21 protein-coding genes, 1 pseudogene and 1 riboswitch are annotated in these 24876 nt (G+C 73.7%); of the genes and pseudogenes, 14 read left to right on the plus strand and 8 right to left on the minus strand.

Annotated features, from left to right (window positions below; all coding sequences use genetic code 11):
* Positions 1-163 precede the first annotated feature (163 nt).
* The 6 genes from EF879_RS28905 to EF879_RS24135 are packed head-to-tail and all read left to right on the plus strand — an operon-like array spanning position 164 to position 6224.
* On the plus strand, positions 164-2272 hold the full coding sequence (locus tag EF879_RS28905) for a PhoH family protein (RefSeq protein ID WP_123562433.1): 2109 nt from the start codon (positions 164-166) through the stop codon (positions 2270-2272).
* 15 nt (positions 2273-2287) lie between these two features.
* Positions 2288-2755 carry an rRNA maturation RNase YbeY gene (ybeY, locus tag EF879_RS24115; protein ID WP_123562435.1) on the plus strand — a complete coding sequence of 156 codons (468 nt, stop codon included), beginning with the start codon at positions 2288-2290 and terminating at the stop codon, positions 2753-2755.
* Positions 2755-4245 carry a hemolysin family protein gene (locus tag EF879_RS24120; protein ID WP_370375554.1) on the plus strand — a complete coding sequence of 497 codons (1491 nt, stop codon included), beginning with the start codon at positions 2755-2757 and terminating at the stop codon, positions 4243-4245. Before ybeY ends, EF879_RS24120 begins: the two co-directional genes overlap by 1 nt.
* Positions 4238-4639 carry a cytidine deaminase gene (locus EF879_RS24125; protein WP_123562437.1) on the plus strand — a complete coding sequence of 134 codons (402 nt, stop codon included), beginning with the start codon at positions 4238-4240 and terminating at the stop codon, positions 4637-4639. Before EF879_RS24120 ends, EF879_RS24125 begins: the two co-directional genes overlap by 8 nt.
* On the plus strand, positions 4636-5535 hold the full coding sequence (era, locus tag EF879_RS24130) for a GTPase Era (protein ID WP_123562439.1): 900 nt from the start codon (positions 4636-4638) through the stop codon (positions 5533-5535). The genes EF879_RS24125 and era overlap by 4 nt, the downstream gene beginning before the upstream one ends.
* Positions 5536-5570: 35 nt before the next feature.
* On the plus strand, positions 5571-6224 hold the full coding sequence (locus EF879_RS24135) for an MOSC domain-containing protein (protein WP_123562441.1): 654 nt from the start codon (positions 5571-5573) through the stop codon (positions 6222-6224).
* A 132-nt stretch (positions 6225-6356) separates the two neighbouring features.
* On the opposite strand, the gene EF879_RS24140 is transcribed toward EF879_RS24135, so the two are convergent.
* The gene (locus tag EF879_RS24140; RefSeq protein ID WP_123562443.1) at positions 6357-7151 is read right to left on the minus strand and encodes a DUF4097 family beta strand repeat-containing protein; all 795 of its coding nucleotides are present in this window, start codon (positions 7149-7151) and stop codon (positions 6357-6359) included.
* Between the two features lie 173 nt (positions 7152-7324).
* Here EF879_RS24140 and recO point away from each other — a divergent pair, with 173 nt between their 5' ends.
* The 3 genes from recO to EF879_RS24155 all read left to right on the plus strand — a co-directional run bounded on the left by recO (position 7325) and on the right by EF879_RS24155 (position 9633).
* Complete coding sequence (gene recO / locus EF879_RS24145; protein ID WP_123562445.1) at positions 7325-8128, plus strand: DNA repair protein RecO; 804 nt, start codon at positions 7325-7327, stop codon at positions 8126-8128.
* Entirely contained in the window at positions 8125-8949 is an 825-nt protein-coding gene (locus EF879_RS24150) for an isoprenyl transferase (RefSeq protein ID WP_123562447.1), read from the plus strand. The genes recO and EF879_RS24150 overlap by 4 nt, the downstream gene beginning before the upstream one ends.
* A gap of 378 nt (positions 8950-9327) precedes the next feature.
* The gene (locus EF879_RS24155) at positions 9328-9633 is read left to right on the plus strand and encodes a hypothetical protein (protein ID WP_123562449.1); all 306 of its coding nucleotides are present in this window, start codon (positions 9328-9330) and stop codon (positions 9631-9633) included.
* Between the two features lie 24 nt (positions 9634-9657).
* Here the strand turns inward: EF879_RS24155 and EF879_RS24160 are convergent, their stop codons facing one another.
* The 6 genes from EF879_RS24160 to EF879_RS24185 all read right to left on the minus strand — a co-directional run bounded on the left by EF879_RS24160 (position 9658) and on the right by EF879_RS24185 (position 16353).
* Positions 9658-11934: an ABC transporter permease gene (locus tag EF879_RS24160; RefSeq protein WP_123562451.1), complete on the minus strand. Its 2277-nt coding sequence runs from the start codon at positions 11932-11934 to the stop codon at positions 9658-9660.
* 3 nt (positions 11935-11937) lie between these two features.
* Entirely contained in the window at positions 11938-12678 is a 741-nt protein-coding gene (locus EF879_RS24165) for an ABC transporter ATP-binding protein (RefSeq protein WP_123562453.1), read from the minus strand.
* Complete coding sequence (locus tag EF879_RS24170) at positions 12671-13228, minus strand: PadR family transcriptional regulator (protein WP_123562455.1); 558 nt, start codon at positions 13226-13228, stop codon at positions 12671-12673. Before EF879_RS24170 ends, EF879_RS24165 begins: the two co-directional genes overlap by 8 nt.
* 219 nt (positions 13229-13447) lie before the next feature.
* Positions 13448-14248, minus strand: a complete 801-nt coding sequence (locus EF879_RS24175; RefSeq protein WP_123562457.1) for an energy-coupling factor transporter transmembrane protein EcfT — start codon at positions 14246-14248, stop codon at positions 13448-13450.
* Positions 14245-15678, minus strand: coding sequence for an ABC transporter ATP-binding protein (locus EF879_RS24180; protein ID WP_123562459.1), 1434 nt, complete (start codon positions 15676-15678; stop codon positions 14245-14247). The genes EF879_RS24175 and EF879_RS24180 overlap by 4 nt, the downstream gene beginning before the upstream one ends.
* An 84-nt stretch (positions 15679-15762) precedes the next feature.
* On the minus strand, positions 15763-16353 hold the full coding sequence (locus EF879_RS24185; protein ID WP_123562461.1) for an ECF transporter S component: 591 nt from the start codon (positions 16351-16353) through the stop codon (positions 15763-15765).
* Positions 16354-16432: 79 nt separating this feature from the next.
* Positions 16433-16539: riboswitch (TPP riboswitch) on the minus strand.
* A gap of 174 nt (positions 16540-16713) precedes the next feature.
* On the opposite strand from EF879_RS24185, the gene EF879_RS24190 reads away from it, so the two are divergent.
* The 5 genes and pseudogenes from EF879_RS24190 (at position 16714) to EF879_RS24210 (ending at position 23536) form a co-directional block, all read left to right on the plus strand.
* Positions 16714-17463, plus strand: a complete 750-nt coding sequence (locus EF879_RS24190; protein WP_123562463.1) for a sugar isomerase domain-containing protein — start codon at positions 16714-16716, stop codon at positions 17461-17463.
* Between the two features lie 230 nt (positions 17464-17693).
* Positions 17694-18206 (plus strand): DUF6328 family protein, encoded by a 513-nt coding sequence (locus EF879_RS24195; RefSeq protein ID WP_123562465.1) that lies wholly within the window; start codon positions 17694-17696, stop codon positions 18204-18206.
* A 487-nt stretch (positions 18207-18693) separates the two neighbouring features.
* A complete protein-coding gene (locus tag EF879_RS24200; RefSeq protein ID WP_123562467.1) occupies positions 18694-19371 on the plus strand; it encodes an RNA polymerase sigma factor in 678 nt (225 codons plus the stop codon).
* Entirely contained in the window at positions 19368-21326 is a 1959-nt protein-coding gene (locus tag EF879_RS24205; RefSeq protein ID WP_123562469.1) for an EAL domain-containing protein, read from the plus strand. The genes EF879_RS24200 and EF879_RS24205 overlap by 4 nt, the downstream gene beginning before the upstream one ends.
* A gap of 249 nt (positions 21327-21575) precedes the next feature.
* Positions 21576-23536: pseudogene (locus EF879_RS24210) on the plus strand (acyl-CoA dehydrogenase family protein).
* Positions 23537-23561: 25 nt separating this feature from the next.
* On the opposite strand, the gene EF879_RS24215 reads toward EF879_RS24210, so the two are convergent.
* Positions 23562-24530: an aldo/keto reductase gene (locus tag EF879_RS24215; RefSeq protein WP_233604713.1), complete on the minus strand. Its 969-nt coding sequence runs from the start codon at positions 24528-24530 to the stop codon at positions 23562-23564.
* Between the last annotated feature and the right edge of the window lie 346 nt (positions 24531-24876).

The raw sequence follows: 24876 nt of genomic DNA on the forward strand, positions 1-24876 counted from the left end.
GTTGACCGGTTTTGGGTACCCGACCGGGTCGGGGAAGACCGGCGGAAATGGGCAGCCTACCGTCGGCGTTGAACGGATACGATGACGGCAACGTCCGCACGCCGCGTCACCCCGGCGCGGCATTGAGATCGAGAGCAGGTGGCACAGGGCGCAGGCCCGACCCATGACCGGTACCCCACCTCCCGGGCAGACCCGGGCACAGACCAGGATCACGGTCCCGGACCCCAAGATCATGGTTAATCTGCTCGGCGCGGGCGACGAGATCCTGCGACTCATCGAGCGGTCGATCACCAGTGACGTTCACGTCCGGGGCAATGAGATCACCCTCACCGGCGCCCCCGGTGACAACGCGTTCGCCGAGCGGCTCTTCACCGAGCTGCTCGAGTTGATCGAGAAAGGCGAGACCCTGACCACCGACGCCGTCCGGCGTACCCTCGGCATGATCGAGCAGGGCGCCACCGAGCGCCCGGCCGAGGTGTTGACGCTCAACATCCTGTCTCGGCGCGGACGGACCATCCGACCCAAGACCCTGGGTCAGAAGCGGTACGTCGACGCGATCGACCAGAACACGATCATCTTCGGGATCGGGCCGGCCGGTACCGGAAAGACGTACCTGGCGATGGCGAAGGCCGTCCAGGCGCTCCAGGCCAAGCAGGTCAACCGGATCATCCTGACCCGGCCGGCGGTCGAGGCGGGTGAGCGGCTCGGCTTCCTGCCCGGCACGCTGTCGGAGAAGATCGACCCGTACCTGCGTCCGCTCTACGACGCGCTGCACGACATGCTCGACCCCGAGTCCATCCCGAAGCTCATGGCCGCCGGGACGATCGAGGTCGCCCCGCTGGCGTACATGCGGGGGCGGGCGCAGCCGTACGACGCGCGGGTCCTGACGCCGGAGGGGTTCAAGCCGTTCGGGTCGCTCCGGATCGGCGACCTGGTCATCGGCTCGGACGGGACGCCCACGCCGGTGATCGGCATCTACCCGCAGGGGCCCAAGCAGGTCTACCGGGTCACCACCCAGGACGGGGCGTCCACCGTCTGCTGCGGTGAGCACCTCTGGACCGTCGTGACCCCCGAGGACCGGCGGCGCGGGCGCCGACGCACGCTGGAGACGCGGGAGATGATGGGCCTGGAGCGGCAGGGCCCCACCCACCGGTACGAACTCCCGGTCGTGGCGCCGGTCCAGCTGGAGCCGGCGGAGGTTCCGCTCGACCCGTACGCGCTCGGCCTGCTGCTCGGCAACGGCGCCATCTCGGGGCGGATCCCGGAGGTCGCCACGGCGGATCTGGCACGTGTCGGTGCGGGTGCGGACGCGTTCGCCGACCTCGCGCTGGCCGGTACGAGCACCGTCGACGGCCCCCGGCGCGGCGACGGTCACCGGGGCGGGGTGCTCGTCGCGAACCCGGCGACGGTCGCACTGCGTGAGCTGAACCTGGTCGGGACGGTGTTCGTGCCCGAGGTCTACCAGCGCAACAGTGTTGACGTTCGGCTGGCCGTTCTCCAGGGGTTGCTGGACACGGACGCGGGCTCGGCCCGCCAGGTCGGGCGCACCTGCCGGGTGCGGTTCACGACGACCTCCACCCGCCTGCGCGACGACGTCGTCTATCTGGTCCAGTCGCTCGGCGGCATCGCCTACCAGCGGGCCCCGGAGGCCGAGGGAGGCGAGCCCCGCCTCGTCGACGGCCGTCCGGTTCCGTCCGACGCCCACGTGCTGGACATCCGGCTGCCGGACGGTGTCCCGCCGTTCCGCCTGTCCCAGAAGCGTCGGCTGTACGAGCAGCACGGGGGCGGCCGACCCCGGCGTTTCGTCGACTCGATCGTTCCGGCCGGGGTGCAGGAGACGATGTGCATCCAGGTCGCGGCGGAGGACTCGCTGTACGTCACCGACGACTTCCTGGTCACGCACAACACGCTCAACGACGCGTTCATCATCCTGGACGAGGCGCAGAACACCACGCCCGAGCAGATGAAGATGTTCCTCACCCGGCTGGGCTTCGGCTCCAAGATCGTGGTGACCGGCGACATCACCCAGGTCGACCTGCCCGGCGGGACGACGAGCGGGTTGCACGCGATCCAGCAGATCCTGGCCGGCGTCGAGGACGTGCACTTCGCCCAGCTCTCCAGCTCCGACGTGGTCCGGCACCGGCTGGTGAGCGACATCGTGGACGCGTACGCGCGGTGGGACGCCGAGCGGGAGTCACAGCAGCAGGGCCAGGGCGTGCACGCCGTGCCGGGCCGTGCCGCTCACGGCGGCCGGGCTGGCCGGCGCCGCTGACATCAGGGGAACCAGTTGTCCATAGAGATCGCCAACGAGTCGGGTACGACGGTCGACACCGACGCGGTGCTCGCCGTCGCCCGGTACGCCCTCGACGAGATGGGGGTCAACTCCCTCGCCGAGCTGTCGATACTGCTCGTCGACGTCGACTACATGTCCGAGCTCAACCACCGCTGGATGGGCGGCGACGGGCCCACCGACGTCCTCGCCTTCCCCATGGACGAGGGAAGCGTCGACCACGGCCCCGGCGAGGCGAACGGCGGGGAGCCGGCGCTCCTCGGCGACATCGTGCTCTGCCCGGAGGTGGCCGCCAGACAGGCCGCGGTCGCCGGGCACTCGGCCGCCGACGAGCTGCACCTGTTGACCGTGCACGGTGTGCTGCACCTGCTCGGCTACGACCATGCAGAGCCGGAGGAGGAGCGGGAGATGTTCGCGCTACAGGCCCGCCTCCTGGACGGCTGGCGCGCGAGCCGGGTGCACTGATGCCCGGTCACTTAGCCGTGCTGGCCGCGCCGCCCGTACCGCTGGTGGCGGCGGGCGCCCCGACGGCCGGCCTTCCCGACCTCCAGCTGCTGCTCGTCGCCGCCGCGCTGGTCGTCCTCGCCGGCATCTTCGCGATGGCGGACGCGGCGCTCGGCGCCGTCTCCCCGGCGCAGGCCGGCGAGCTCGCCCGCGACGGCGTCCGTGGAGCCCGCACCCTCCAGATCGTCGCCGCGGACGCGGTCCGACACATCAATCTGCTGCTGTTGCTCCGCCTGCTCTGCGAGCTGACCGCCACCGTCCTCGTCGCGCTGGTCGCGGTCGACACCTTCGGCGCCGGCGTGACGGCGGCGCTGATCACCGCCGGTGCGATGACGGTGGTCAGCTTCGTCGTCGTCGGGGTCGCGCCGCGCACCATCGGCCGGCAGCACGCGTACGCGGTCGGCCGGATCACGGCTCCGCTGGTCCGCTGGCTCGGGCGGGTGCTCAACCCGCTCGCCTCGCTGCTCATCCTGATCGGCAACGCGGTGACGCCGGGGCGTGGCTTCCGGGAGGGGCCGTTCGCCACCCAGATCGAGCTGCGGGAGCTGGTCGACCTGGCGGAGCAGCGCGGGGTGGTCGAGCACGGCGAGCGACAGATGATCCATTCGGTCTTCGCGCTCGGCGACACCATCGTCCGCGAGGTCATGGTGCCGCGTACCGAGATGGTCTGGATCGAGGCGCACAAGCGGCTGCCGCAGGCGCTGACGCTCTTCCTCCGCTCCGGTTTCTCCCGGATTCCGGTCATCGGGGAGAGCGTCGACGACGTGCTCGGGGTGCTCTACCTCAAGGACGTCATCCGGCAGACCCAGGGCGGCGACCCGGACGCCAACGACCGCGCGGTGGCCGAGGTGATGCGGACGGCGACCTTCGTGCCCGAGTCGAAGCCGGTCGACGACCTCCTCTCCGAGATGCAGGCGGCCCGGACCCACATGGTGATCGTCGTGGACGAGTACGGCGGCACCGGTGGCCTGGTTACCATCGAGGACATCCTCGAGGAGATCGTCGGCGAGATCACCGACGAGTACGACGTCGAACGGCCGCCGGTGGAGCGGCTCGACGACGGCGAGGTGCGGGTCACCGCCCGGCTGCCGGTCGAGACCCTCGGCGAGCTGTTCGACGTGGAGTTGCCGGCCGACGAGGTGGAGACCGTCGGCGGCCTGCTCGCCCAGGCGCTCGGCCGGGTCCCCATCCCCGGGGCCGAGGCCGAGGTGAACGGGCTCCGACTCCTCGCCGAGGGGACCACCGGCCGCCGCAACCACATCGACTCCGTGCTGGTCCGCCGGGTGAGCGCGGCGGACCAGCGTGACCGCGAGCGCGACCAGCGCGAGCGGGACCACGACCACGACCCGGTCCGTGCCTCCGACCGCGAGGCCGGGCCCGAGTTCCGGGCCGAACAGCCAACCCGGGAGGAGCACTCCCGGTCCGAGGAGAGGCAACCCGCTGATGCCTGAGTCGTCTGCTGCCGCCCCGGCTGCCCCGGCCGGGCTGTCTCCCGCCGCCCCGGCGGCCGCCGAGCTGACGGCCGAGGACGCCAAGCTGGTGGTCCTGGCCCGCGGCGCGCGGGCGCGGATCGGCGCGGTCGAGGGCGCGGCCGTCCGCGACCAGGACGGCCGTACCTACGCCGCCGCCAGTGTCTCGCTGCCCTCACTGACCATCACCGCCCTCCAGTTGGCGGTCGCGTCGGCGGTCGCCGCCGGCGCCACCCGCCTGGAGGCCGGGGCGGTGGTCACCGAGGCGTCGACCCTGGACGGGGCCGGGCACGCCGCCGTCCGGGACCTGTCGGCCGACGCGCCGATCCACGTGGCCGCCCCGGACGGCACCGTGCTCGGCACGGTGGTCGAGTGACGGCGGGCCGCGAGGCGGACGGCTACCGGGCCGGGTTCGCCTGCTTCGTCGGTCGCCCCAACGCCGGCAAGTCGACGCTGACCAACGCGATCGTCGGGCAGAAGATCGCCATCACCTCGAACAAGCCGCAGACCACCCGGCACGTGATCCGGGCCGTCCTGCACCGTCCGAACGCGCAGCTCGTCCTGGTGGACACGCCCGGCCTGCACCGACCCCGTACGCTGCTCGGCGAGCGCCTCAACGACCTGGTCCGGCACACCTGGAGCGAGGTCGACGTGATCGGCCTCTGCCTGCCGGCCGACGAGGCGATCGGGCGTGGCGACCGGTTCATCAGCGGTGAGCTGGCCGGGTCGAAGGCCACGGTGCTGGCGGTGGTGACCAAGGCCGACCTGGTCGACCGGAAGCGGCTGGCCGAGCAGCTGCTCGCGGTCAGCAAGCTGGGCGACTTCGCCGAGGTCGTCCCGGTCAGCGCGGTCTCCGGGTACCAGGTCGAGACCCTGGTCGACGTGATGACCCGGTACCTGCCGCCCTCGCCACAGCTCTACCCCGACGACATGCTCACCGACGAGCCGGAGCAGGTCCTGGTCGCCGAGCTGATCCGGGAGGCGGCGCTGGAGGGGGTCCGGGACGAGCTGCCGCACTCGATCGCGGTGGTGGTCGAGGAGATGATTCGGGAGGGGCGGCTGACGAAGGTCTACGCCGACGTGTACGTCGAACGCCCGAGCCAGAAGGCGATCGTGATCGGCGCCCGGGGCAGCCGGCTCAAGGAGGTCGGCACCCGGGCCCGGCAGCAGATCGAGGAGCTGCTCGGCACCCGGATCTATCTCGACCTGCATGTCCGGGTCGCCAAGGACTGGCAACGGGATCCGAAGCAGCTCCGCAAGCTCGGGTTCTGAGACGGACGGTGCCGCCGACGCCGGGGGAGGAGCGGATGGGCAGCATCCTGTCGGTGCACCTGGCCGTACCGATGCCGAACAGCGCCAAGGCGGTCGGGGTCACCGGCATCCTGAAGCGGCCGGTGGAGGGCCCGGTGCAGGTCCGGGCCCCGGGTCCGAAGACGGTCGGGCTGGGCAGCGGGCTGGTCGGCGACCAGATCTTCGACGTGGAGCACCACGGCGGTGACGACCAGGCGGTGTACGCGTACGCCCGGGAAGACTACGACTGGTGGGAGAGGGAGCTGGGTCGGACGCTGCCCGGTGGTGTCTTCGGCGACAACCTCACCACGGTCGGGGTCGACGTCAACGGGGCGCTCCTCGGCGAGCGTTGGCGGATCGGCGCGACGCTGGTGCTCCAGGTCACCTTCGCCCGCATCCCGTGCGCCACGTTCCAGCTCGTGATGGCCGAGCCGCACTGGATCAAGCGGTTCACCCGGGAGGCCCGGCCCGGGGCGTACCTGCGGGTCGTCGAGCCGGGCGAGGTGCGGGCCGGTGACGAGGTGACGGTGGTGCACCGGCCGGCGCACGGGGTGACCGTCGCGGAGGGCTTCCGGGCCTGGACGCTCGAACCCGAGTTGCTGCCGCGCCTGCTGGAGTCGGACGCGCCCGAGAGGCTGAAGGAGAAGGTCCGGCGGCGGCTTGGCCGGTGACCGACCGCACCGTGGGCCGGTGGGACCTGACCCGGTCCGTCGACCTGTCCGCCCGGTGCGATCGCCCCGGGCGCGGTGTGCCTGGTGTGTCGCATGGCCGGGAGCCACCCTGCGGCGCGGTGGCGCGCCCGGTCAGATCTGCCGGATCGTGACGTCGCCGCTGTCGGCCCAGACGTCGAGCACCTCGGTCGCGGTCGGGTCGTCGCGCACCTCGATCTGGGAGTCGGGGATGTCCGGACTGGTCCGTACCCGGTAGCTTCCGGCCGGGACGCGGAGCTCGATCGAGCCGCTCGATGCCCGAGCCTCCACCGACCCGACCGTGGCCAGGGTCAGGGTGATGTCGCCGGACCCCGTCTCCACCTGCACCTTTCCGTTCCCGAGATCGCGTCCCTCGACGTTGCCCGCGTCGGCGTGCGCGGTGACCGGTCCCGAGATCCGGCTGAGGGTGATGTCGCCCGAACCGGTCTCGGCCCGGACCGCCCCGCTGGCGCCGGAGACCCTGATGTCGCCGGCGCCGACCCTCAGGTCCACCTCCGCGACGTCGGTCAACGACACGTCGCCGGAACCGTTCTCGCCGCGGACCGCCACGCCCTTCGGGGCGACGACCTGGTACGAGACGCTGCACTGCGGGCCGCAGTCGGTGGCGAGGTGGAGGGTGGTGCCCTCGATCCGGTAGGTCGCCTCGTCCGGGTTTCCCTCGCCCCGGTACCGGACCACTCGCTTGATCTCCACCCCCGACGCGGTGCCGGTCCGCACGGTCAGGTCCCCGGCACCCGGGGAGAGCCTGATCTCGGTGATCTGGTCCTGCTCGGTGTCGGTGAAGTCGAGGCGGCGTTCCTCGAAGGTCTCGAGGGGATCACAGGCGGTGAGCACGGCGAGGGCGACGAGCCCGGCGACGGCAACGACGAAGGTCCGGCTGGTTGGCATGACCGCAGGCTACGGTGGTACGGGGCGATCGACATCCGGGGGTAACCCCCCTGTGGGACGGGGGAGCACCCTGAGCCGACCCCGATGGAGGAGCGCGATCGGTGCCGGCGCCGGTGCGGCCGGGGGACCGACCGCGGCGTGGCGGGTGTCGGCCGGCAGGGAAGAATGGGCGGGTGCCCGGGTACCGCCGCCAGCTCTACCGCGACGACGCGGTGGTGCTCCGCGTGCAGAAACTCGGCGAGTCCGATCGGATCATCACCCTGCTGACCCGGCGACACGGCCGGATCCGGGCGGTGGCCCGGGGCGTACGGCGGACCACGTCCCGGTTCGGCGCCCGGCTGGAGCCGTTCGGCCACGTCGACCTCCAGCTCGCCGGCGATCCGACGGGGCAGCAGGGCAGTTCGCTGCACAGCATCGGCCAGGTCGAGGCCATCGCACTCTACGGGAAGCGGCTCGTCGGCGACTATCCCCGGTACACGGCGGCCAGCGCGATCGCGGAGACCGCGGAACGGCTCACCCCGGTGGAGCGGGAGCCGTCGCTGCGGCTGTTCCAGCTCACCCTGGGCGGGCTGCGCGCCCTCGCGGCGGGGGAGCACGCCACGACCCTGGTGCTCGACGCGTACCTGCTGCGTGGGATGGCGCTGGCCGGCTGGGCGCCCGCCCTGGTCGCGTGTGCCGTCTGCGGTACGCCGGGCCGGCACGCGGCCTTCTCCGTACCCGCCGGGGGGTGTGTCTGTCCGGACTGCCGGCCGCCCGGCGCGGCCCACCCGGCGCCGGCCACCCTGGAGCTGATGGCCGCGCTCGTCTCGGGCGACTGGCGCACCGCCGACCAGGCCGATCCGGCGCACCGTCGGGAGTGCAGCGGCCTGGTGGCGGCGCACCTGCAGTGGCATCTGGAGCGGGGGTTACGCTCGTTGCCGCTGGTTGACAGAGGAACGACCGGCCCGAGGGACGCAGCAGCGAAGGAACCGCAGTGAGTCGAGCGACGACCAGGGGAGTACGTCGACAACCCGTCCCGCCAAGCCCGCACCCGTCCGGTGCCCGGCCACCCGCGCTGCCTCCCGAGGCGCTGCCCCGCCACGTGGCGATCGTGATGGACGGGAACGGCCGGTGGGCCAAGCAGCGGGGGCTGCCCCGGACCAAGGGGCACGAGCAGGGCGAGTTCTCCCTCTTCGACACGATCGAGGGCGCGATCGAGATCGGGATCCCCTATCTGACGGCGTACGCCTTCTCCACCGAGAACTGGCGGCGTTCCCCGGAGGAGGTGCGCTTCCTGATGGGGTTCAACCGGGACGTCATCCGGCGCCGCCGGGACCAGTTGGTGGAGCTCGGGGTCCGGGTGCTCTGGTCCGGCCGGGCCGGGCGGCTCTGGAAGAGCGTGATCTCGGAGCTGCAGACGGCCGAGGAGATGTCCCGGGGCAACTCGACGCTGACGCTCCAGTTCTGTGTCAACTACGGCGGCCAGGCCGAGATCGCCGACGCCGCCGCCGCGATCGCCCGGGACGTCGCCGCCGGCCGGGTCGACCCGGCGAAGGTGAACGAGAAGATGATCGCGCGGTACCTCTACCACCCGGAGGTTCCCGAGGTCGATCTGTTCCTGCGCCCCTCCGGCGAGCAGCGGATCTCCAACTTCATGCTCTGGCAGAGCGCGTACGCCGAGTTGGTCTTCCTGGACACGCTCTGGCCCGACTTCGACCGCCGGCACCTCTGGTACGCCTGCGAGCTGTACGCGCAGCGGGACCGCCGGTTCGGGGGCGCGCTGCCCAACCCGGTCGCACCGGAGTCGGCCAACTCCTGAGTCGCCCCGCCGGGTCGCCCCCGACCGGCCGGGCCGCCGTGTCGTGACCCGGTGGTGCGGCTCGTCGCCTCGTACCCCGCCCGGACGCGGCTCCTGCCCGTACCCGGGCGGGCCGGCGGTGCCGGAGCGCGGGATCGCCGGAACGACAAATTCGGCTGCGGGTTCCGGCACCGGGTGATTACGATCGCGCCATGCGCTACTGACGCCCGTCGAATCCGAGCCGACCCGCCGCGTCCGCGTGCGGTGTCTGGCGCTCCGGGCGTCCGTCACGTTCTCCCGATTCGGCGTTCCATCGTGCCGGGACTCCCGGGGCATCGTCCGTTTCCGCGACAGCCGCTGCCGCGCTGCGGCGTGGCTTCGAGCAGGAGGAGGCACGGCATGGCTGCCAAGAAGCGAAAGTCCACGGGGGATCGGAAGGCGCGACGCGGCCCGTCCGGGGCGTACCAGAGCACGGGCGGGCAGGGAGTCGGCCCGGCCGCGGCGACCCCGGCCGCGGCGACCCCGGCCGGCGGCGGACCGGTGGCCGTCCCGGCGTTCGGCGTCGGGCTGCCGGCGGACGCCGGGAGCGGGCGACGGGCCACGCCGGTCGCCAACCCGCCGCTGCGCGGCGGAGCCCGATTCAACGGTGTGGGGCGGGGTAAGGCGACGCCGACGATCCGCAACTACGCCTTCCGCCGGAGCTGACGGTCCCGGCCCGGCTCGCCCGGATCACTCCCCGCGTACCAGTTCGGACGCGGGACGCCGGGCGAGCCGGCCGGCGGCGAGGGCGCCGACGACCGCCCCGGCCAGGACGCTGACCGGGACGATCGCACCGAGCAGGGCGGCCGGCGGGGTCTCGGCGAGACCCGGCCCGACGCCCAGGCCGACCGTGACGCGGTCGGCGAGCACGCGGTGGGCGAGCAGGCCCACCGGCAGGCCGACGAGTCCGGCCACCAGACCGAGCGCGGCGCCCCCGGCGGCCGACTGGACGACGCTCTGTCGCACGGTGAACCCGACGGCCCGCAGCACCCCGAGCGCCCGCGACCGTTCCCGGGCGCCGCTCAGCATCGCGGCACCGAGGTGGGCGAGGCCGACGGCAAGGACGAGCGCGGTCATCAGCCGCATCGCCGTGGTGAAGGCGCGGAGGTCGTCGGGGTCGGTCTCCCGGGCGCGTACCGTGGCGGAGGTGCCGAGGCGGTCGCGGAGCGCGGCGGCGAGCGCCCGGGGCGTACCGCCGGGGTGGCCGGAGACCAGGAAGGCGTCGGGAGGCGTCCCGGGAAGCTGTTCCGCCCGGTACAGCAGCAGCTCGCCGGCGTCCTCGGTCTCCAGGTACCAGCCGACGACGGTGAGGGTGAGCGGGGTGTCGCCGGCCCGGACCGTCACGGTGTCGCCGATCCGCAGGTCGAGGCGGCGCAGTAGGCCGTACCCGACGATCGCCTCGCCGGCCGCGCGCAGGGCCCGCCCCTCCCGGATGACGAATCGGGCGTGCCCGGGGTCGCCGCCGACCGCCCGGGACAGAAACGTCTGGTCGCCGAGCCGGGCCGGCCGGTCGATCCGGCTGTACCAGCCCGCCACCTCGGGTGCGGCGGAGAGCGCCGCCGCCAGCTCCGCCGGATCCGCGCCGTGCGTCGGCACCACGACCGCGTCGTACGGCTCGCCGGTGCGGGCCGGATCGGCGGTCAGCCCGGCCAGGGTGACGGCGAACCCGGCGCCGACGACGAGCGCCGCGACGGCGACCGCGAGCGCGCCGACGGTGAGCGCCGACCGGCCGGGGCGGGCGAGGACGACGCCGAGGCCGTACCGGTGGGCGGGATCGAGCGGCAGCCGGTCGACGAGCCGGGCGAGCCGGGCCGGGGTGACGGCGCGGGGTGGATGGTCCCGCAGCGCCTCGACGGCGGGGTACCGGACCGCGCGCCACGCCGGCAGCAGGGTCGCCGCCGCGAGGATCAGCGCGACCGCGGCGGCGGAACCGAGCAGCAACGCCGGCGCCACCCGCGGGCCGGGCCGGCCCAGGCCGTCGGCCAGCCCCACCTGGAGGTACGGCGCGAGCAGGCTGCCGGCGACCCCACCGGCGAGGACGCCGGCGGCACCGAGGAGCAGGGTCTCGCCGACCAGGCCGGCGACGAGCTGCCGGCCGGTGTACCCGACCGCGGCCAGCAGCGCGATCTCCCGCCGTCGGGCGAGCAGCCGGGCGGTGGCGGTGCCGGCGGCCACGAACCCGGCGGCGAGCAGGACGACGAGGCCGAACGCCGCCAGCGAGGCGCCGAAGAGCCGGTCCCGGATCAGGAGGTCGTCCCGGGTGTCTCCCCAGGTCTGGACGGTGTCGACGCCGTCGGTGTCGAGAAGGCGGGCGGCCACGCCGTCGGCGTCCGCCGGCTCGGCGAGCCGGCCGACGACCAGCGCGTCCCACCGGGCGGGATCCGGCGCCAGCCGGGCCAGCGCGGCGGGGTCGACCAGGAGCCGGATCGGATCGCAGTCCGGGTGGAAGCAGTCGGTCAGGTCGACGGCGATGCCGACCACGGTCAGCGTCGCCGTCCGGCCCGCGACCCGGACGTCCACCCGGTCGCCGACCCGGAGCCCGGCCGCCGCTGCGGCGGCCTGATCGAAAACGACCTCGTCCGGGGCGTTCGGGGTCGGCCAGCGGCCGTCCCGGAGCAGCGGTCGGCCGGGCGTGGCGCCGTCACCGGTCCGGGCGTCGACCCGGGCCTCGACCGGTTCCCCGCGCAGCGGCACGGTGGCCTCGACGTACCGGACGACGGGCGAGGCGGCCACGAAGGCCGGATCCCGGCGCAGCCGCTCCAGGACGTCCGGGTCGCCGTAGACGACCAGGTCGGGCCGGCCCGCCTCCCGGTAGGCCCGGTCCACCAGCGGGCCGGCCTGGCTCCGCACCGTGAGGCCGGCGACGATACCGGCGGTGGCCAGCGCCGCCACCAGGACGGTGGCCAGGGCGACCGCGCGGTTACCGCCCCGGATCCCGGCCAGCGCGAGGCGGAGCAGGGCGAACACCGGTCACCCCTCCAGCCCGAGCAGGTTGGCGTACGTCGCCGGCCGCCGGGCCGGGTCCCCGAGCCTCCGTTCGTCGACGAGCTGTCCGTCCAGCATGGTCACGACCCGGTCGGCGGCGGCCGCCACCCGGTGGTCGTGGGTGACCAGGACGATGGTCTGCCCGGCGGCGTGCCGGCGCCGGAGCAGGTCGAGTACGACCTCGGCGGAGCCCGAGTCCAGGGCACCGGTGGGCTCGTCGGCGAGGAGGACGTCGGGACGGTGCACCACGGCCCGGGCCAGCGCCACCCGCTGCTGTTGCCCGCCCGAGAGCCCCGACGGTGTCGCGTCCGCGATCTCGGCGACGCCCAGCTCGTCGAGGATCGCCAGTGCCCGCCGTCGGGCCTCGCGCCGCCCGACGCCGGCGAGCAGCAGGGGGAGTTCGACGTTCCCGACCGCCGTCATGGTCGGTACGAGGTTGAAAAACTGGAAGACGACGCCCACGTGCCGGCGGCGCAGCCGCGCACGGGCGCTCTCGGAGCGGTCGTCCAGCCGCCGGCCGGCGAGCCACACCTCGCCGCCGTCCGGGCGGTCCAGCCCTCCGAGCAGGTGCAGCAGCGTGGACTTGCCGCAGCCGCTCGGTCCGGTGACCGCGACCCAGTCACCCCGGGCCACCTCGAGTGAGACGTCCCGCAGCGCGGGCCGGGGCCGGGCGCCGTCGTGGTAGGTCCGGGTCAACGCCGTGGCGCGCAGCACCGGGTCACTCATCGCGCTCTCCGTTCCACGAGGTCCTCAGCTCGAGTCGGGTGAGCTGTTGCTGACACGCCTCCAGCCAGCGGAGTTCGGCCTGCAGGTGCAGCGCGGTCGCCTGCACCAGCAGGCCGCCGACGCTGGCGGGGGTGGCCCGGGCCGCCTGCCGGTCGAGATCCCGCAGCGCCTCCAGGCAGCGCTGACGGTGGTCGGCGATGACCGTGTGCGGATCGAGGTCGGGGAGCAGGACGGCGGCGAGCCGGGCGGTGACGAGGCGGAGCAGGACGTCCGGCTTCACCAGCGGGGTCTCCGAGGGCTCGGTGACCCACTCCCGAAGCTGCTTGGCGCCGGCCTCGGTCAGTCGGTAGACCTTGCGATCGCGCCGTGGGCCGCTCGACTCGGTGCTGTGGCTGACCAGACCGTCGCGCTCCAGCCGGCCGAGCGTGACGTAGATCTGGCCGATGTTGACCTCGACGCCGGCCTCGGCGAACAGCTCGTCGTACCGGCGGTGCAGCTCGTAGCCGTGGGCCGGACCGGCGGCGAGCAGCCCGAGTACGACGTGCTTCATGCCGAACCTCCGATGCCTGACCCGCTGAACACTAGCCGTCATGCATCGGCGGTCAAGGAGTCGCCGGGACGGCGGCTGGCCCGACCTGAGGCCGGGCAGGGCGCGCTCCGTCGTCGCGGCCGGGTCAGCGTGGCGCTCCCTCGTCGTGTCCGCGTCCGCGCGGCGCGGGCTCGTCGTGTCCGCGTCCGCGCGGCGCGGGCTCGTCGTGTCGCGGCCGGGTCAGCGGATCAGCGGCCGGTAGGTGCCGAGGGCCACGCTGGTCACGAGGATCCCGGCGGCCACCAGCACCGCCCCGACGAGCAGGGCGGTGTCCGCCCGGGTGAAGCGCTGCCGGCGGGCCGAGGTGCGCGGGACGCCGGAGTCGAAGCCCCGGGCGTCCATCGCGGTGGCCAACCGGGTGCCCCGGCGGATCGCCCCGACCAGGAGCGCGAACGCCGTCGAGCCGAAGATCCGCAGCCGGGCCACGGGATGTCGTCCGGCGTCGACGCCCCGGGCCCGGCGCGCCATGCTGATCATTCGCCACTCCTCGGCGAGCAGCGGCACCAGCCGGAACGCGGCCAGCGCCCCGATCGCGAACCGGGGCGACGCCTTCGCGTTCTGCACCAGCGCGTCGGCGAGATCCGTCGGGTCGGTGGTGGCGAAGACCAGGACGCCGGGGAGCGCCACCGCGAGCAGCCGGAGCCCCAGTCCCAGGCCGGTGCCGAGCACCCCGGTGGTGACCACCAGCGGTCCGGCCGCGACCAGCGGATCGCCGGTCCGCTCGGCGGCGAAGAGCGTCAGGGTGACGAGGATGCCGAGCGCGCTGAGCAGCAGCGGCCAGGCCCGGCGGGCCAGCAGCCGGTACGGGACGCCGAAGAGCGGCGCCACCGCCAGCTCCACCGCGATCGCCAGGGCCGGTACGACCGGATCGAGGGTGGCCAGCAGCGGCAGCGAGAAGAGCAGCGCGGCGGCGAGCTTGGCCACCGGGTTGCGTCGGGCCAGCGGGGCGGCGGGCGCGGCGACCGGGGCGTACGGGATCACGCCGGCCCCCCGTCCGGCCGTCCGCCGAGCCAGAGCGTCCGGTCGGCGAGCGCGGCGACGAAGTCGGCGTCGTGGGTGACGGTGACGATCCCGTGCCCGGCGTCCCGCAGCCCGGCGAGCAGGTCGACCAGCTCCCACCAGGTGCGGCGGTCCTGGCCGAAGGTCGGTTCGTCCAGGATCACCAGCCGGGGTGCGCTGGCGAGCGCCGTTGCCACGCTGAGCCGCCGCGCCTGCCCGCCGGAGAGGGTGTACGGGTTGGCGTCCGCCAACCGGTCGAGCCGGAGCCGCGCCAGCAGGTCGTCCACGATGGTGGCGATCTCGGCCGCGCTCCGGCCGGTCCGGGCCGGACCGAGCGCCAGCTCCGCCCGGACCGTGGCGGCGACGAACTGGTGTTCCGGGTTCTGGAAGACGGAGCCGATCCGCCGCGCCAGCACCGGGGCCCGCCACCGGTGTGGCGGCCGCTCCGCATGCCGGCCGGCCAGGGCCGGGGTCGCGGCGAGCCGGCCGGTACCAGGTCTGAGCAGGCCGCCGAGGAGCAGGGCCAGCGTCGACTTTCCGGCGCCGTTCGGTCCGAGGACGGCGAGTGCCTCGCCGGCGCGTACCGTCAGGTCCGTCGGCGCCAGCCGGGGCGGCAGGCCGAGCCGGTCGGCGGTGAGCAGCACCTCGCCCGGGGGCGACGCCGCCCGGCGCGGTGCCGGCGGCGGACCCGGCACCCAGACCCCGGCGTCGACCAGCTCCGCGCCGTGCACGGCGAAGACCGTGGCGGGCGGGCCGTCGGCCCGGACCCCGCCCCCCGGTTCGAGGACGACGACCCGGTCGACCAGGGGCAGGGCCTCCGCGACCCGGTGTTCGACCAGGATCAGCGTGGTGTCGGCGTCCACGGCGGCGTGGATCGCCGTCCGGACCAGCGCCGCACCGGCCGGGTCGAGGTTGGCGGTCGGCTCGTCGAGCAGCAGCAGGCCCGGCCGCAGCGCGAGCGCCCCGGCCAGGGCGAGCCGCTGCTGCTCGCCGCCGGAGAGGGCGGCGGTGGGTCGTTGGAGGTCGTACGGGAAGCCGACCCGCGCCAGCGCCTCGCGGACTCGGGGCCAGATCTCGGCCACCGGCACCCCCCGGTTCTCGAGTCCGAACGCCACGTCGTCCCCGGCCCGGGCCATCACCAGCTGGGTCTGGGGGTCCTGGAAGACGATGCCGACCCGTTCCCGGGCCTTGCGGGGGTCCAGCCCGTCGATCTCGACGATGCCGGCCTGTTCGCCGGAGTCCTCGGCGAGAAGCCCGGCCAGCGCCGCCAGCAGGGTGCTCTTCCCGGCCCCGGAGGCGCCGAGCAGCAGGACCCGCTCGCCGTGCTCGATCCGCAGGTCGACGTCGCGGAGCGCCCAGGCCCGGCGACCGGCGTGCCGCCACCCGAACCCCCGCAGCTCGACCGCGCTCATCCCCGCCCCCTCCCGGCGTCGATCACGGGGTTGTCACCGACCCGGCCGGCGGTGCGGGCGGACGCTTCCATGGGTCGACGAGGCTCAGATCGCGGTCCGCTCGCGGCCGGCCGGGAAGCGGTCCAGGACACCCGTCTGGGTCAGCGCCCGGGTCAGCGCCCACCCGCCGGCACCGGCGACGACCGCCGAGCTGACCACCGTGAGGAGGAGGACCGGCAGCCGGAACGAGGCGAGGTCGTACTCGGAGTAGTACCGCCACTGGTCGAAGAGGGCGGCGGCGAGTCCGGCCAGGGTGCCGGAGAGGACCGCCACCGGCAGCCGGAAGGCGCGGTAGCCGGTGGCCAGGAAGGCCAGTTCGGCGCCGACTCCCTGGCAGAGCCCCTGGAGGATCGCGACCGTGCCCCACTGGCTGCCGAGCAGCACCGAGACGAGGGCGGCGAGGAACTCGGTGTACGACGCCGCGCCCGGCTTGCGGATCACGAGGCCGCCGAGTACGCCCGGCAGCAGCCAGACGCCGTAGATGACCGCCTGGGCCGGCGGAAAGAACGTGAACAGCCCTTCGGTGGCGCTCCAGACCAGGTTCCAGGCCCAGAAGATGACGCCGAACGCGACCGCGACGACCGAGGCGACGACGATGTCGACGGTGCGCCATCGGGCGGTGGTGGACTGACTCATGAGGTGCCTCCCAGTCGCTGGGCGATCCAGGGGCGAAACGCACGCCGCCGTCCGGGCTGGTACCCGGACCGCGGCGCGGCTGGAGACTCGACCGAACTCCCTGCGCTGGCATTACCCAGATCAGGTTCGAGGGTCTGCGGAGGTCCGTCCGCACTCTCAGCGCTGTGCGCTCCCCTGTCGGATGTGTAGTTGTTTCGCGAACGCTAGCACCGGATCAGCGCCGGCCGATAGCCACGGTTAGGCTTCGGTCATGCGGATCACCGTCCGGGACCTGACCGTGGGCCGGGGACCGGCGGTCCCGACCAGGGCCGTGGCATCCTCGGCGGGCCGGACGGATCGCAGAGAGGGATCGGAGGACAGGTGACACCCAGCGCCGAGGACTACCTGGAAGTCGTGACCGCGACGATGGCACGGGTCGCGGCGAGCCAACGGGACAACGTACGGCGGGCCGCCGATCTGGTCACCGCGGCGCTCCGGGCCGGTGGTGTGGTGCACGCGTTCGGCACCGGCCACTCCGAGGCGCTCTCGATGGAGATCGCCGGCCGGGCGGGTGGACTGGTCCCGACGAACCGGATCGCCCTGCGTGACCTCGTGCTGTACGGCGGGGAGCCGGTCGACATCCTCGGACCGACCCTGGAGCGCGACCCGACGGTGGCTCGGCGGCTGCTGGACCTGGCCCCGGTGCGGGAGCCGGACATCTTCGTGATCGCCTCCAACTCCGGGGTCAACGGCACCATCGTCGAGTTCGCCACGCTGGTCAAGGAGCGCGGACACCCGCTGATCGCGATCACCTCGGCGGAGCACTCGGCCGGGGTGGAGTCCCGGCATCCCTCCGGACGCAAGCTGAGTGATCTCGCCGATGTCGTGCTCGACAACGGCGCCCCGTACGGCGACGCGGCCCTGCCGCTGCCCGGTGGCGGGGCGGTCGGCGCCGTCTCGTCGATCACCGCCGCGCTGCTCGCCCAGCAGATCACCATCGAGGTGGTGGCCCGGATGATCGAGGCGGGTGAGACCCCGCCGGTCTACCTCTCCGCGAACATCCCGGCCGGGGACGAACACAACAGGGTGCTGGAGGAGCGGTACGCCGGACGGATCCGGCGGGGGGCGTGACCCCGACGGGCAGCGGAGGCCGAGCCCGTACGTCATCGTCGTGACCCGCCGGCCGGGACCGGCCCGGACGCTACCCCGGGCCGTCCCCGCCGAGGAACCGGATCCCGTGGAAGAACGCGGACGTCACGGACGAACGCTCCCGAGCCGAACCCGTGTTTCGGTCGCGCCGGTGCGGGGCACACTGCTCCGCACCGGCGGCTGACGGCCCGGGCGGGAGCAGGAGGTGGCGGGTGAGCGCGGAGACCGAGAAGCAACGCTGGCAGCGCAACTTCGCCGACCTGCTCCAGGAACTGCGGGTGGCCCAGACCGGGGTGCAGATTCTCTTTGCCTTCCTGCTCACCCTCCCCTTCAGCAGTGGGTTTTCCCGGGCCAGCCAGTTCCAGAAGGACACGTACGTCGTTGCCCTGCTCGCCGCCGCGGCGGCGACCGCGCTGATCATCTCGCCGGTCGCCTTCCACCGGGCGCTGTTCCGGCGGGGCCGCAAGCCGGAGCTGGTCCGGTTCGCGCACGCCATGGCCACCGGAGGGCTGGCGTTCATGCTGGTCGCGATGGTCAGCTCCGTGCTGCTGATCACCGATGTCATCCTGCCGCGTCCGCTGGCGTTCCTGCTCACCGCGCTGGCGGCGGCCTGGTTCCTGACCTTCTGGGTCGGGCTGCCGTTCCTGCGGCGCAACTGGGGCGAGCCCGAGGAGGACGACGGCGACGACGGGTTCCCGGGCCGGGACGAGGTCGTGGGTGCCTGAGCGGTCGCGGCACGAGACCGGTCCGCCCCCGCCGGACCGGTCGGTCCGGCCATCCGTCGAGTCGCCGCCGGTCCCGACAGACCCGGTCGCCCCGCGGAGCCGTCCACCGGGATCCGACCTGTCCGGACGCCGGCTCCGACCTGCCCGAACCCGCGTCGGACCGGCGTCGAATCCGGGACCAAACTGTTACGCTCCGCGATCCATACTGGACAGTATTTGCTTTCGTCCGTTCCGCCTTTCTACATTGACCGCTTATGCGATGTGCCGCAGCTAGGCGACGTCTGTTCGATCATCGCGATCCTGCCCTCCGCGCGTCGCCCACCACGTCGTCGTCATTGACTGAGAGTTATACAGAGAACGGCACCGACACGAGGCGAGAGGCGAAGATGAATCACCTGCAGGGGGGGTTGCGCGCCGGGCGGCCGGCGGCAGCGGTAGCGAGCCCGATCGGGGGCACGGGGCTCGGCATCAACGGGGGTAGGACAGCGTGAGGGGCGGCGACGAGGCGACGGCGCGGGCCGCTGCCGGCACCCGGCTGGGGGACCGGGGACAGGCGGGGTTGGACGCGAGCTTCGAGGAGTTCTGCCAGCAAAACTTCATCCTGGTCGAGCGCTTCCTGTTGCACCAGTGCCCGGACCACGGGCTGGTCGAGGACGCCGTCCAGGAGGCGTTCGTCACCGCCCGGGCGCGGTGGGAGCAGATCCGCGGCTACGAGAAGCCGCTGGCCTGGGTGTACCAGACCGCCCGCTACCGTCTGTGGATGGCCCGGCACCGGGGCCGGCCGGAGACGGCGTCCGAACCGGACGAGCCGCTGCCGTGCCTCGCCACACCGACCCGGCACGGCGCCGCGGCGGCGGACGGCGGGCTCGGCGACCCGGCCGGGGTGGGCGGCGGGCTCGGCCATCCCGCCGGCGTGGGCGGCGAGCTGCCGGTCACCGCCGCGGCCGCCCGGCACCTGCTCCGGGGCTGGCTGCGGCAATTGCCGCCCCGACAGGCCGAGGTCTTCACCCTCGCGCTGGACGGCTGGTCCGACCACGAGATTGCCCGGGTGCTCGGCATCGCGTACCAGACGGTGCGCAGCTACCGGCATGAGGCGCGACGCCGGCTCGAGGAACTCGCGCGGCGGGACGGGGTGGACCCGGGCGTCGGGCGGGGACGGGGATGAACCTCGACGACCTGCTCGCCCTGGCCGCCGACCGCGGCCTGAGCGAGCTGGAACGGGCGCGCGCCCGTCGGGCGACCCGCCGGGTGCAGCAGGAGTACCAGCGAGCCGTCTCCGCGGGCCTCGACGTGAGCAGCGACGTCGACGTCCGCGACCCGCTGGCCGGGGACCTCGACGAGGCGGCCCGGATCAGCCGGGCGGCCCAGTTGGCCAAACTGGGCACGCTGCGCTGGAACCGGGAGACCGGTGAACTGCGCTGGTCGGACGAGATGTCCCTGATCTTCGGGTACCCGCCCGGCACCGTCCGGCCGTCGCTCGAGCTCCTCACCCGGCTGGTTCACCCGGACGACGCCGCCGAGGTCCGCCGGACCGTCGAGTCCGCCTGGCGGGCGGAGTCGGTTCGGGAGACGACGGTCCGGGTGATCCGGCCGGACAACGCCATCCGCTTCGTGCACTGCCTCGTCGAGGTTGTCGTCGACCGGAACGAGCGTCCCTGCGGGATCGTCGCCACCGGCCAGGACGTCACCGAGGCGGAGCTGGCCCGGCAGGAGCGGGCCCGGCTGTCCCGGCGCCGCGAGACCCTCCAGACCGGACTCACCGGACGGGAGCCGGTCAACGGGCTGCTCGACCGGCCCCGCTTCGTCGACGAGATCGACGCCGCCCGGCGGGACGGGTCCGGCGTACTCCTGGTGGTGGCGGTCGAGTCGGCCGCCCCCGACACGGCCAGGCCCGGGGCGGACGGTCCGGGCGACGGCGAGCTGACCAGCCGGCTCGGCGGCATCGCCACCACCGGGCACGTCGGCGCCGGCGTCGAGGACCACGACCTGCTGGTCGCCGCCGTCGGCGCCGTGGTCCGTCGGGCCGTACGGCACGGGGACGTCTGCGGCGTCACCGCCCCCGGCGAGTTCGGAATCCTGCTGCACCGGACCACCCTCGGCGCGGCCCGGGCGATCGCCGAGACGGTCGTCGCGGGCATCCGGCGCCAGCCGTTCGTGCTCGGCCGGACCCGGCTCCGCCTCGACGCCTGGGCGGGGCTGGTCCGGTACCCCGGCCGGGGTGGCCGCCCCGGGTTCGACCTGCTGCTCGACGCCGAGACCGCGTGGCGGCGGGCCCGCGCCGCGGACCTGGACTGCGTGGTGCTGGAGGAGCCGGCCAGGACCGGGGAGGCGCCGGCGGACGGGCGGAGCCGGACCCGCGAGTGGCGGAGCACCAACCTCGTCACCCTGGACACCCAGCCGATCCTCGACCTGCGGGTGAACCAGATCACCCGGCAGGAGATCCTGCCCCGACTGGTCGACGGTTGCGGAGGGCAGCACCGTGACCCCGGCATGCCGGAGGGCGACGAGCTGGTCGACCGCCGGGTCGTCGACCACGTCGTCGAGCTGGTCGCCCGGGGCGCCCGCACGTCGCACTACCAGGTGAACCTCTCGGCCCGTTTCCTCGCCGACGCGGACCTGCTGGAACACCTGCAACACCGGCTTCGGGAGTACGACGTGGACCCGGCCCAGCTCACCTTCGAGATCACCGAGACCGCGCTGACCGGCGACCCGACCGAGGCGGTGAACTTCGCGTACGGGCTGCGGAAGATCGGTTGCCACCTCGCGCTCGACGACTTCGGCGCCGGACCGGCCCCGCTCAGCCTCCTCACCTATCTGCCGCTGGATCTGGTGAAGATCGACGGCGGGCTCATCGTCGGGCTTCCCTCCTCCCGACCGCACCAGCTCCTGGTGCGGTCGTACGTGGAGATCTGCCGCGAACTCGGGATCCGGACCGCGGCCGGACACGTCCGCGACGCTGCCACCCTCGACCTGCTCCGGACGTACGGTGTGGACTTCGCGCAGGGATCGCTGATCGGCCGGCCCGAGCCCGTCACCGGTCCGCACCGGTCGGCGTCGGCACCGCTTCCGCGGTCGCTCCGGCCCGGTACGGCGGCGTGCCCCTCGGCCGCTCTCGGCTGAGGCCGCTCGGGCCGCCACCCCGGGCCGGGCAGGATTCCGCGGTCCGGCGGCCGGGGTGGGCCGGTGCCCGTGGCTGCCGGTCGGTGACTCCGGGCCTCGCTGAGGCTACCACTGGGTAACAATGCGGAGTAGCGTTGGCCCTACCGGTGGTGAGCGCCGCGCGTCCTACCGGTTGTCGGCAGTGAGCGGGGCTCTCCGCCACTCGCGGCGATGGCATAGGGTCCCTCCGCACATCCCAGGAGGGTTGCCGTGACCACGACCGAGCACACACCGGACGGAGTGGGCCCGCTGCCGGCCGAGGGCGGCCAGGTCTCGGAGCGAGAGGCCCGGCAGGTCGCCGAGGCGGCCCGGGAGGCCGAGTGGGGAAAGCCGAGCTTCGGCAGGGAGCTGTTCCTCGGCCGGTTGCGTCTCGACCTGATCGCACCCTGGCCGCGCCCCGACCAGAACCAGGCGGCCAGGGCCGAGGAGTTCCTCGGGAGGCTCGACGCGTACGTCCGGACCGAGGTGGACGGTGCCGCGATCGAGCGGGACGCCCGCATCCCCGACGAGGTGTTCCAGGGGCTCGCCCGGCTCGGCGCCTTCGGGATGAAGATCGACGAGCGGTACGGCGGCCTCGGGCTGTCCAACCTGCACTACTGTCGGGCGCTGATGCTGGCCAGCTCGGTGAACCCCGCGATCGGGGCGCTGCTGTCGGCGCACCAGTCGATCGGGGTGCCGCAACCGCTCAAGATGTTCGGCACCGAGGAGCAGAAGCGGCGCTTCCTACCCCGGCTCGCCGCCGGTGAGGTCTCGGCGTTCCTGCTCACCGAACCGGACGTCGGCTCCGACCCTGCCCGCCTGGCCAGCACCGCCGAGCCGACCGAGGACGGCACCGGCTACCGGCTCAACGGCGTCAAGCTCTGGGCCACCAACGGCACCGTGGCGAACCTGCTGGTGGTGATGGCCCGGGTCCCGACGAGCGCCGACCGGCGCGGCGGGATCACCGCCTTCGTGGTCGAGGCCGACTCACCCGGGATCACCGTCGAGCGGCGCAACGCCTTCCTCGGCCTGCGTGGGCTGGAGAACAGCGTCACCCGGTTCCACGACGTCTTCGTCCCGGCGGAGAACGTCATCGCGGCGAGGGCCGCGGTCTGAAGGTCGCGTTGAGCACGTTGAACACGGGCCGCCTCTCGCTACCGGCGATGTGCGTCGGGGCCGGCAAGTGGGCGCTGCACGTGGCCCGGGGCTGGGCGGCCGAGCGGGTCCAGTGGGGACGGCCGGTCGGCGAGCACGAGGCGGTGGCGACCAAGCTCGCCTTCATCGCCGCCACGACGTACGGCATGGAGACCATGCTCGAGCTCTGCTGCCTCCTCGCCGACGACGACCGCAACGACATCCGGATCGAGGCGGCGCTGGTCAAGCTCTACGCCAGCGAGATGGCCTGGCGAATCGCGGACGAGCTGATCCAGATCCGGGGCGGGCGCGGCTACGAAACCGCCGAGTCGCTGGCGGCCCGGGGCGAGCGGCCGGTCGCGGTCGAGCAGCTCCTGCGGGATCTGCGGATCAACCGGATCTTCGAGGGCTCGACCGAGATCATGCACCTGCTGATCGCCCGGGAGGCGGTCGACGCCCACCTCTCGGTCGCCGGCGACCTCATCGACCCGGCGGCGGAGCTGGGCCGCAAGGTCCGGGCGGGGGCCCGGGCCGGCGCCTTCTACGCGAGGTGGCTGCCGACCCTGACGGTCGGCCGTGGCCAGAACCCGGCCGGGTACGCCGAGTACGGTCCGCTCGCCGGCCACCTGCGCCACGTCGAACGGGCCTGCCGCCGGCTGGCCCGTTCGACGTTCTACGGGATGTCCCGGTGGCAGGGGAGGCTGGAGCGGAAGCAGGCGTTCCTCGGCCGGGTGGTCGACATCGGCGCCGAGCTGTTCGCCATGGCGGCGGTCTGCGTCCGGGCGCACGCCGAACGCCAGAGCCGGCCGGAGGGCGTCGAGCTGGCCGACCTCTTCTGCCGCCAGGCCGAGGTGCGGGTCACCGCGCTGTTCCGGGCGCTGTGGGAGAACACCGACCATGTCGACGGGCGGGCGGCGACGCGGATCCTCGCCGGCCGGTACGCCTTCCTCGAGGACGGCATCGTCACCCCGCCCGCCGACCGACCCTGGGTAGCCACCTGGCAGCCCGGCCCGTCGACCGCCGAGGACGTCCGTCGCCGCGTCCCGCCCGCCTCCTGAGCCCCGGCGTCCCGCAGGGTTCCGCTCAATACAGCCAGAACCGTCGGGGCGCGGCGAGCGGGGTGAGGGTCTCCCACAACTCGTCGGGAATCTCCCAGGTGGCGAGCCGGGCGGTCTCGGCGATCCGCTCCGGGCGGGAGACCCCGACGATGGTGGAGGTGATCCGCGGGTCGCGGAGCGAGAACTGGAGCGCCGCCGCGGCCAGCGGTACGCCGTGTGCGGCACACGCCTCCGTCATGGCCCGGATCCGGCGCAGGACCTCCTCGTCGGCCTGGCGGTAGGCGTACCTGCTGAACCGGTCGGGACCCTTGGCCAGGATGCCGCTGCCGAACGGCGCCGCGTTGACGACGCCGACGCCGAGCGAGACCGCCTCGTCGATCAGGTCTCCCGCGGAGCGGTCGACGAGGGTCCAGCGATTGTGCGTGATCAGCGCCGAGAAGTGTCCGGTACGCAGGTACCGGGCCATCAGCGCGACCGGCCCGCCGGCCACGCCGAGGTGTGTGATCACGCCCTCGCGCTGCAACTCCAGCAGGGCCTCCACCGGCCCGCCCGGCGCCATTCCCGCCTCGAAGCTGATGTGTTCGGGATCGTGGAGATAGACCAGCGGCAGCCGGTCGAGGCCGAGCCGTTCCAGGCTGCCGGCGACGGAGCGGCGCATCTGCGCGCCGGAGAAGTCGCCGGTGCGCAGGTCTCGGTCCACCTTGGTGGCGAGGACGAAGCCCTCCGGTACGCCGCCGATCCGCCGCAGCGCCGCGCCGATGCGCCGTTCACTCTCCCCGTCGCTGTAGCCGGCGGCGGTGTCGAGGAAGTTGAACGGGCCGGTGAGCGCGGCGAGCGCCGTCTCGGTGCCGCGTTCGGCGCTGACGTCGTACCCGAAGAGGTCTGGCATGCTGCCGAGTGGGCCGCCGCCGATACAGACCGGAGTGACCAGCAGGCCGGTCGAGCCGAGCGGTCGGCGCGGGAAGCTACCGGGGGTGTCTGGTACGTCGGTCACGCGTCTCCTCGGGGTGTGTCGTGTCATCGCCGACGGTGGTGAGGGCCGTCGCGCGACGAGCATGACATGGTTTCGCGTCCGGCCCGGGTACCACGCCGGGTGGGCGAGGTCCGTTCCGGACAGCGGCGGGCCGGGCACCCCCACGCGCCCGGCCCGCCGTCCCCCGTTGGCGCTGTGCCGAGGTGATGGTGGCGCTCACCGCCGACGTTCCGCGGGCCACCAACCGTGGTGTGGTAAACGCGGAGAGTGTCGGTGGTGAGCCCGGCCCGGACAGATCTGGATTTCGCAGCGTGACGAAAATGTCGCTCGTCGGGTCGACGACCGGGCCCGTGTGGCGGTCATCGGC

The organism is Micromonospora sp. HM5-17, assembly GCF_003762835.1.
In the GTDB taxonomy this organism is placed as follows: Bacteria; Actinomycetota; Actinomycetes; order Mycobacteriales; family Micromonosporaceae; genus Plantactinospora.

What these genes read in the sequence shown, in the direction of transcription:
- EF879_RS28905 (WP_123562433.1), top strand. Translation starts at nt 164, where the DNA reads ATGACCGGTACCCCACCTCCCGGGCAGACCCGGGCACAGACCAGGATC.
- EF879_RS24120 (WP_370375554.1), top strand. Translation starts at nt 2,755, where the DNA reads ATGCCCGGTCACTTAGCCGTGCTGGCCGCGCCGCCCGTACCGCTGGTG.
- EF879_RS24125 (WP_123562437.1), top strand. Translation starts at nt 4,238, where the DNA reads ATGCCTGAGTCGTCTGCTGCCGCCCCGGCTGCCCCGGCCGGGCTGTCT.
- EF879_RS24135 (WP_123562441.1), top strand. Translation starts at nt 5,571, where the DNA reads ATGGGCAGCATCCTGTCGGTGCACCTGGCCGTACCGATGCCGAACAGC.
- EF879_RS24140 (WP_123562443.1), bottom strand. Translation starts at nt 7,151, where the DNA reads ATGCCAACCAGCCGGACCTTCGTCGTTGCCGTCGCCGGGCTCGTCGCC.
- EF879_RS24155 (WP_123562449.1), top strand. Translation starts at nt 9,328, where the DNA reads ATGGCTGCCAAGAAGCGAAAGTCCACGGGGGATCGGAAGGCGCGACGC.
- EF879_RS24165 (WP_123562453.1), bottom strand. Translation starts at nt 12,678, where the DNA reads ATGAGTGACCCGGTGCTGCGCGCCACGGCGTTGACCCGGACCTACCAC.
- EF879_RS24170 (WP_123562455.1), bottom strand. Translation starts at nt 13,228, where the DNA reads ATGAAGCACGTCGTACTCGGGCTGCTCGCCGCCGGTCCGGCCCACGGC.
- EF879_RS24180 (WP_123562459.1), bottom strand. Translation starts at nt 15,678, where the DNA reads ATGAGCGCGGTCGAGCTGCGGGGGTTCGGGTGGCGGCACGCCGGTCGC.
- EF879_RS24185 (WP_123562461.1), bottom strand. Translation starts at nt 16,353, where the DNA reads ATGAGTCAGTCCACCACCGCCCGATGGCGCACCGTCGACATCGTCGTC.
- EF879_RS24205 (WP_123562469.1), top strand. Translation starts at nt 19,368, where the DNA reads ATGAACCTCGACGACCTGCTCGCCCTGGCCGCCGACCGCGGCCTGAGC.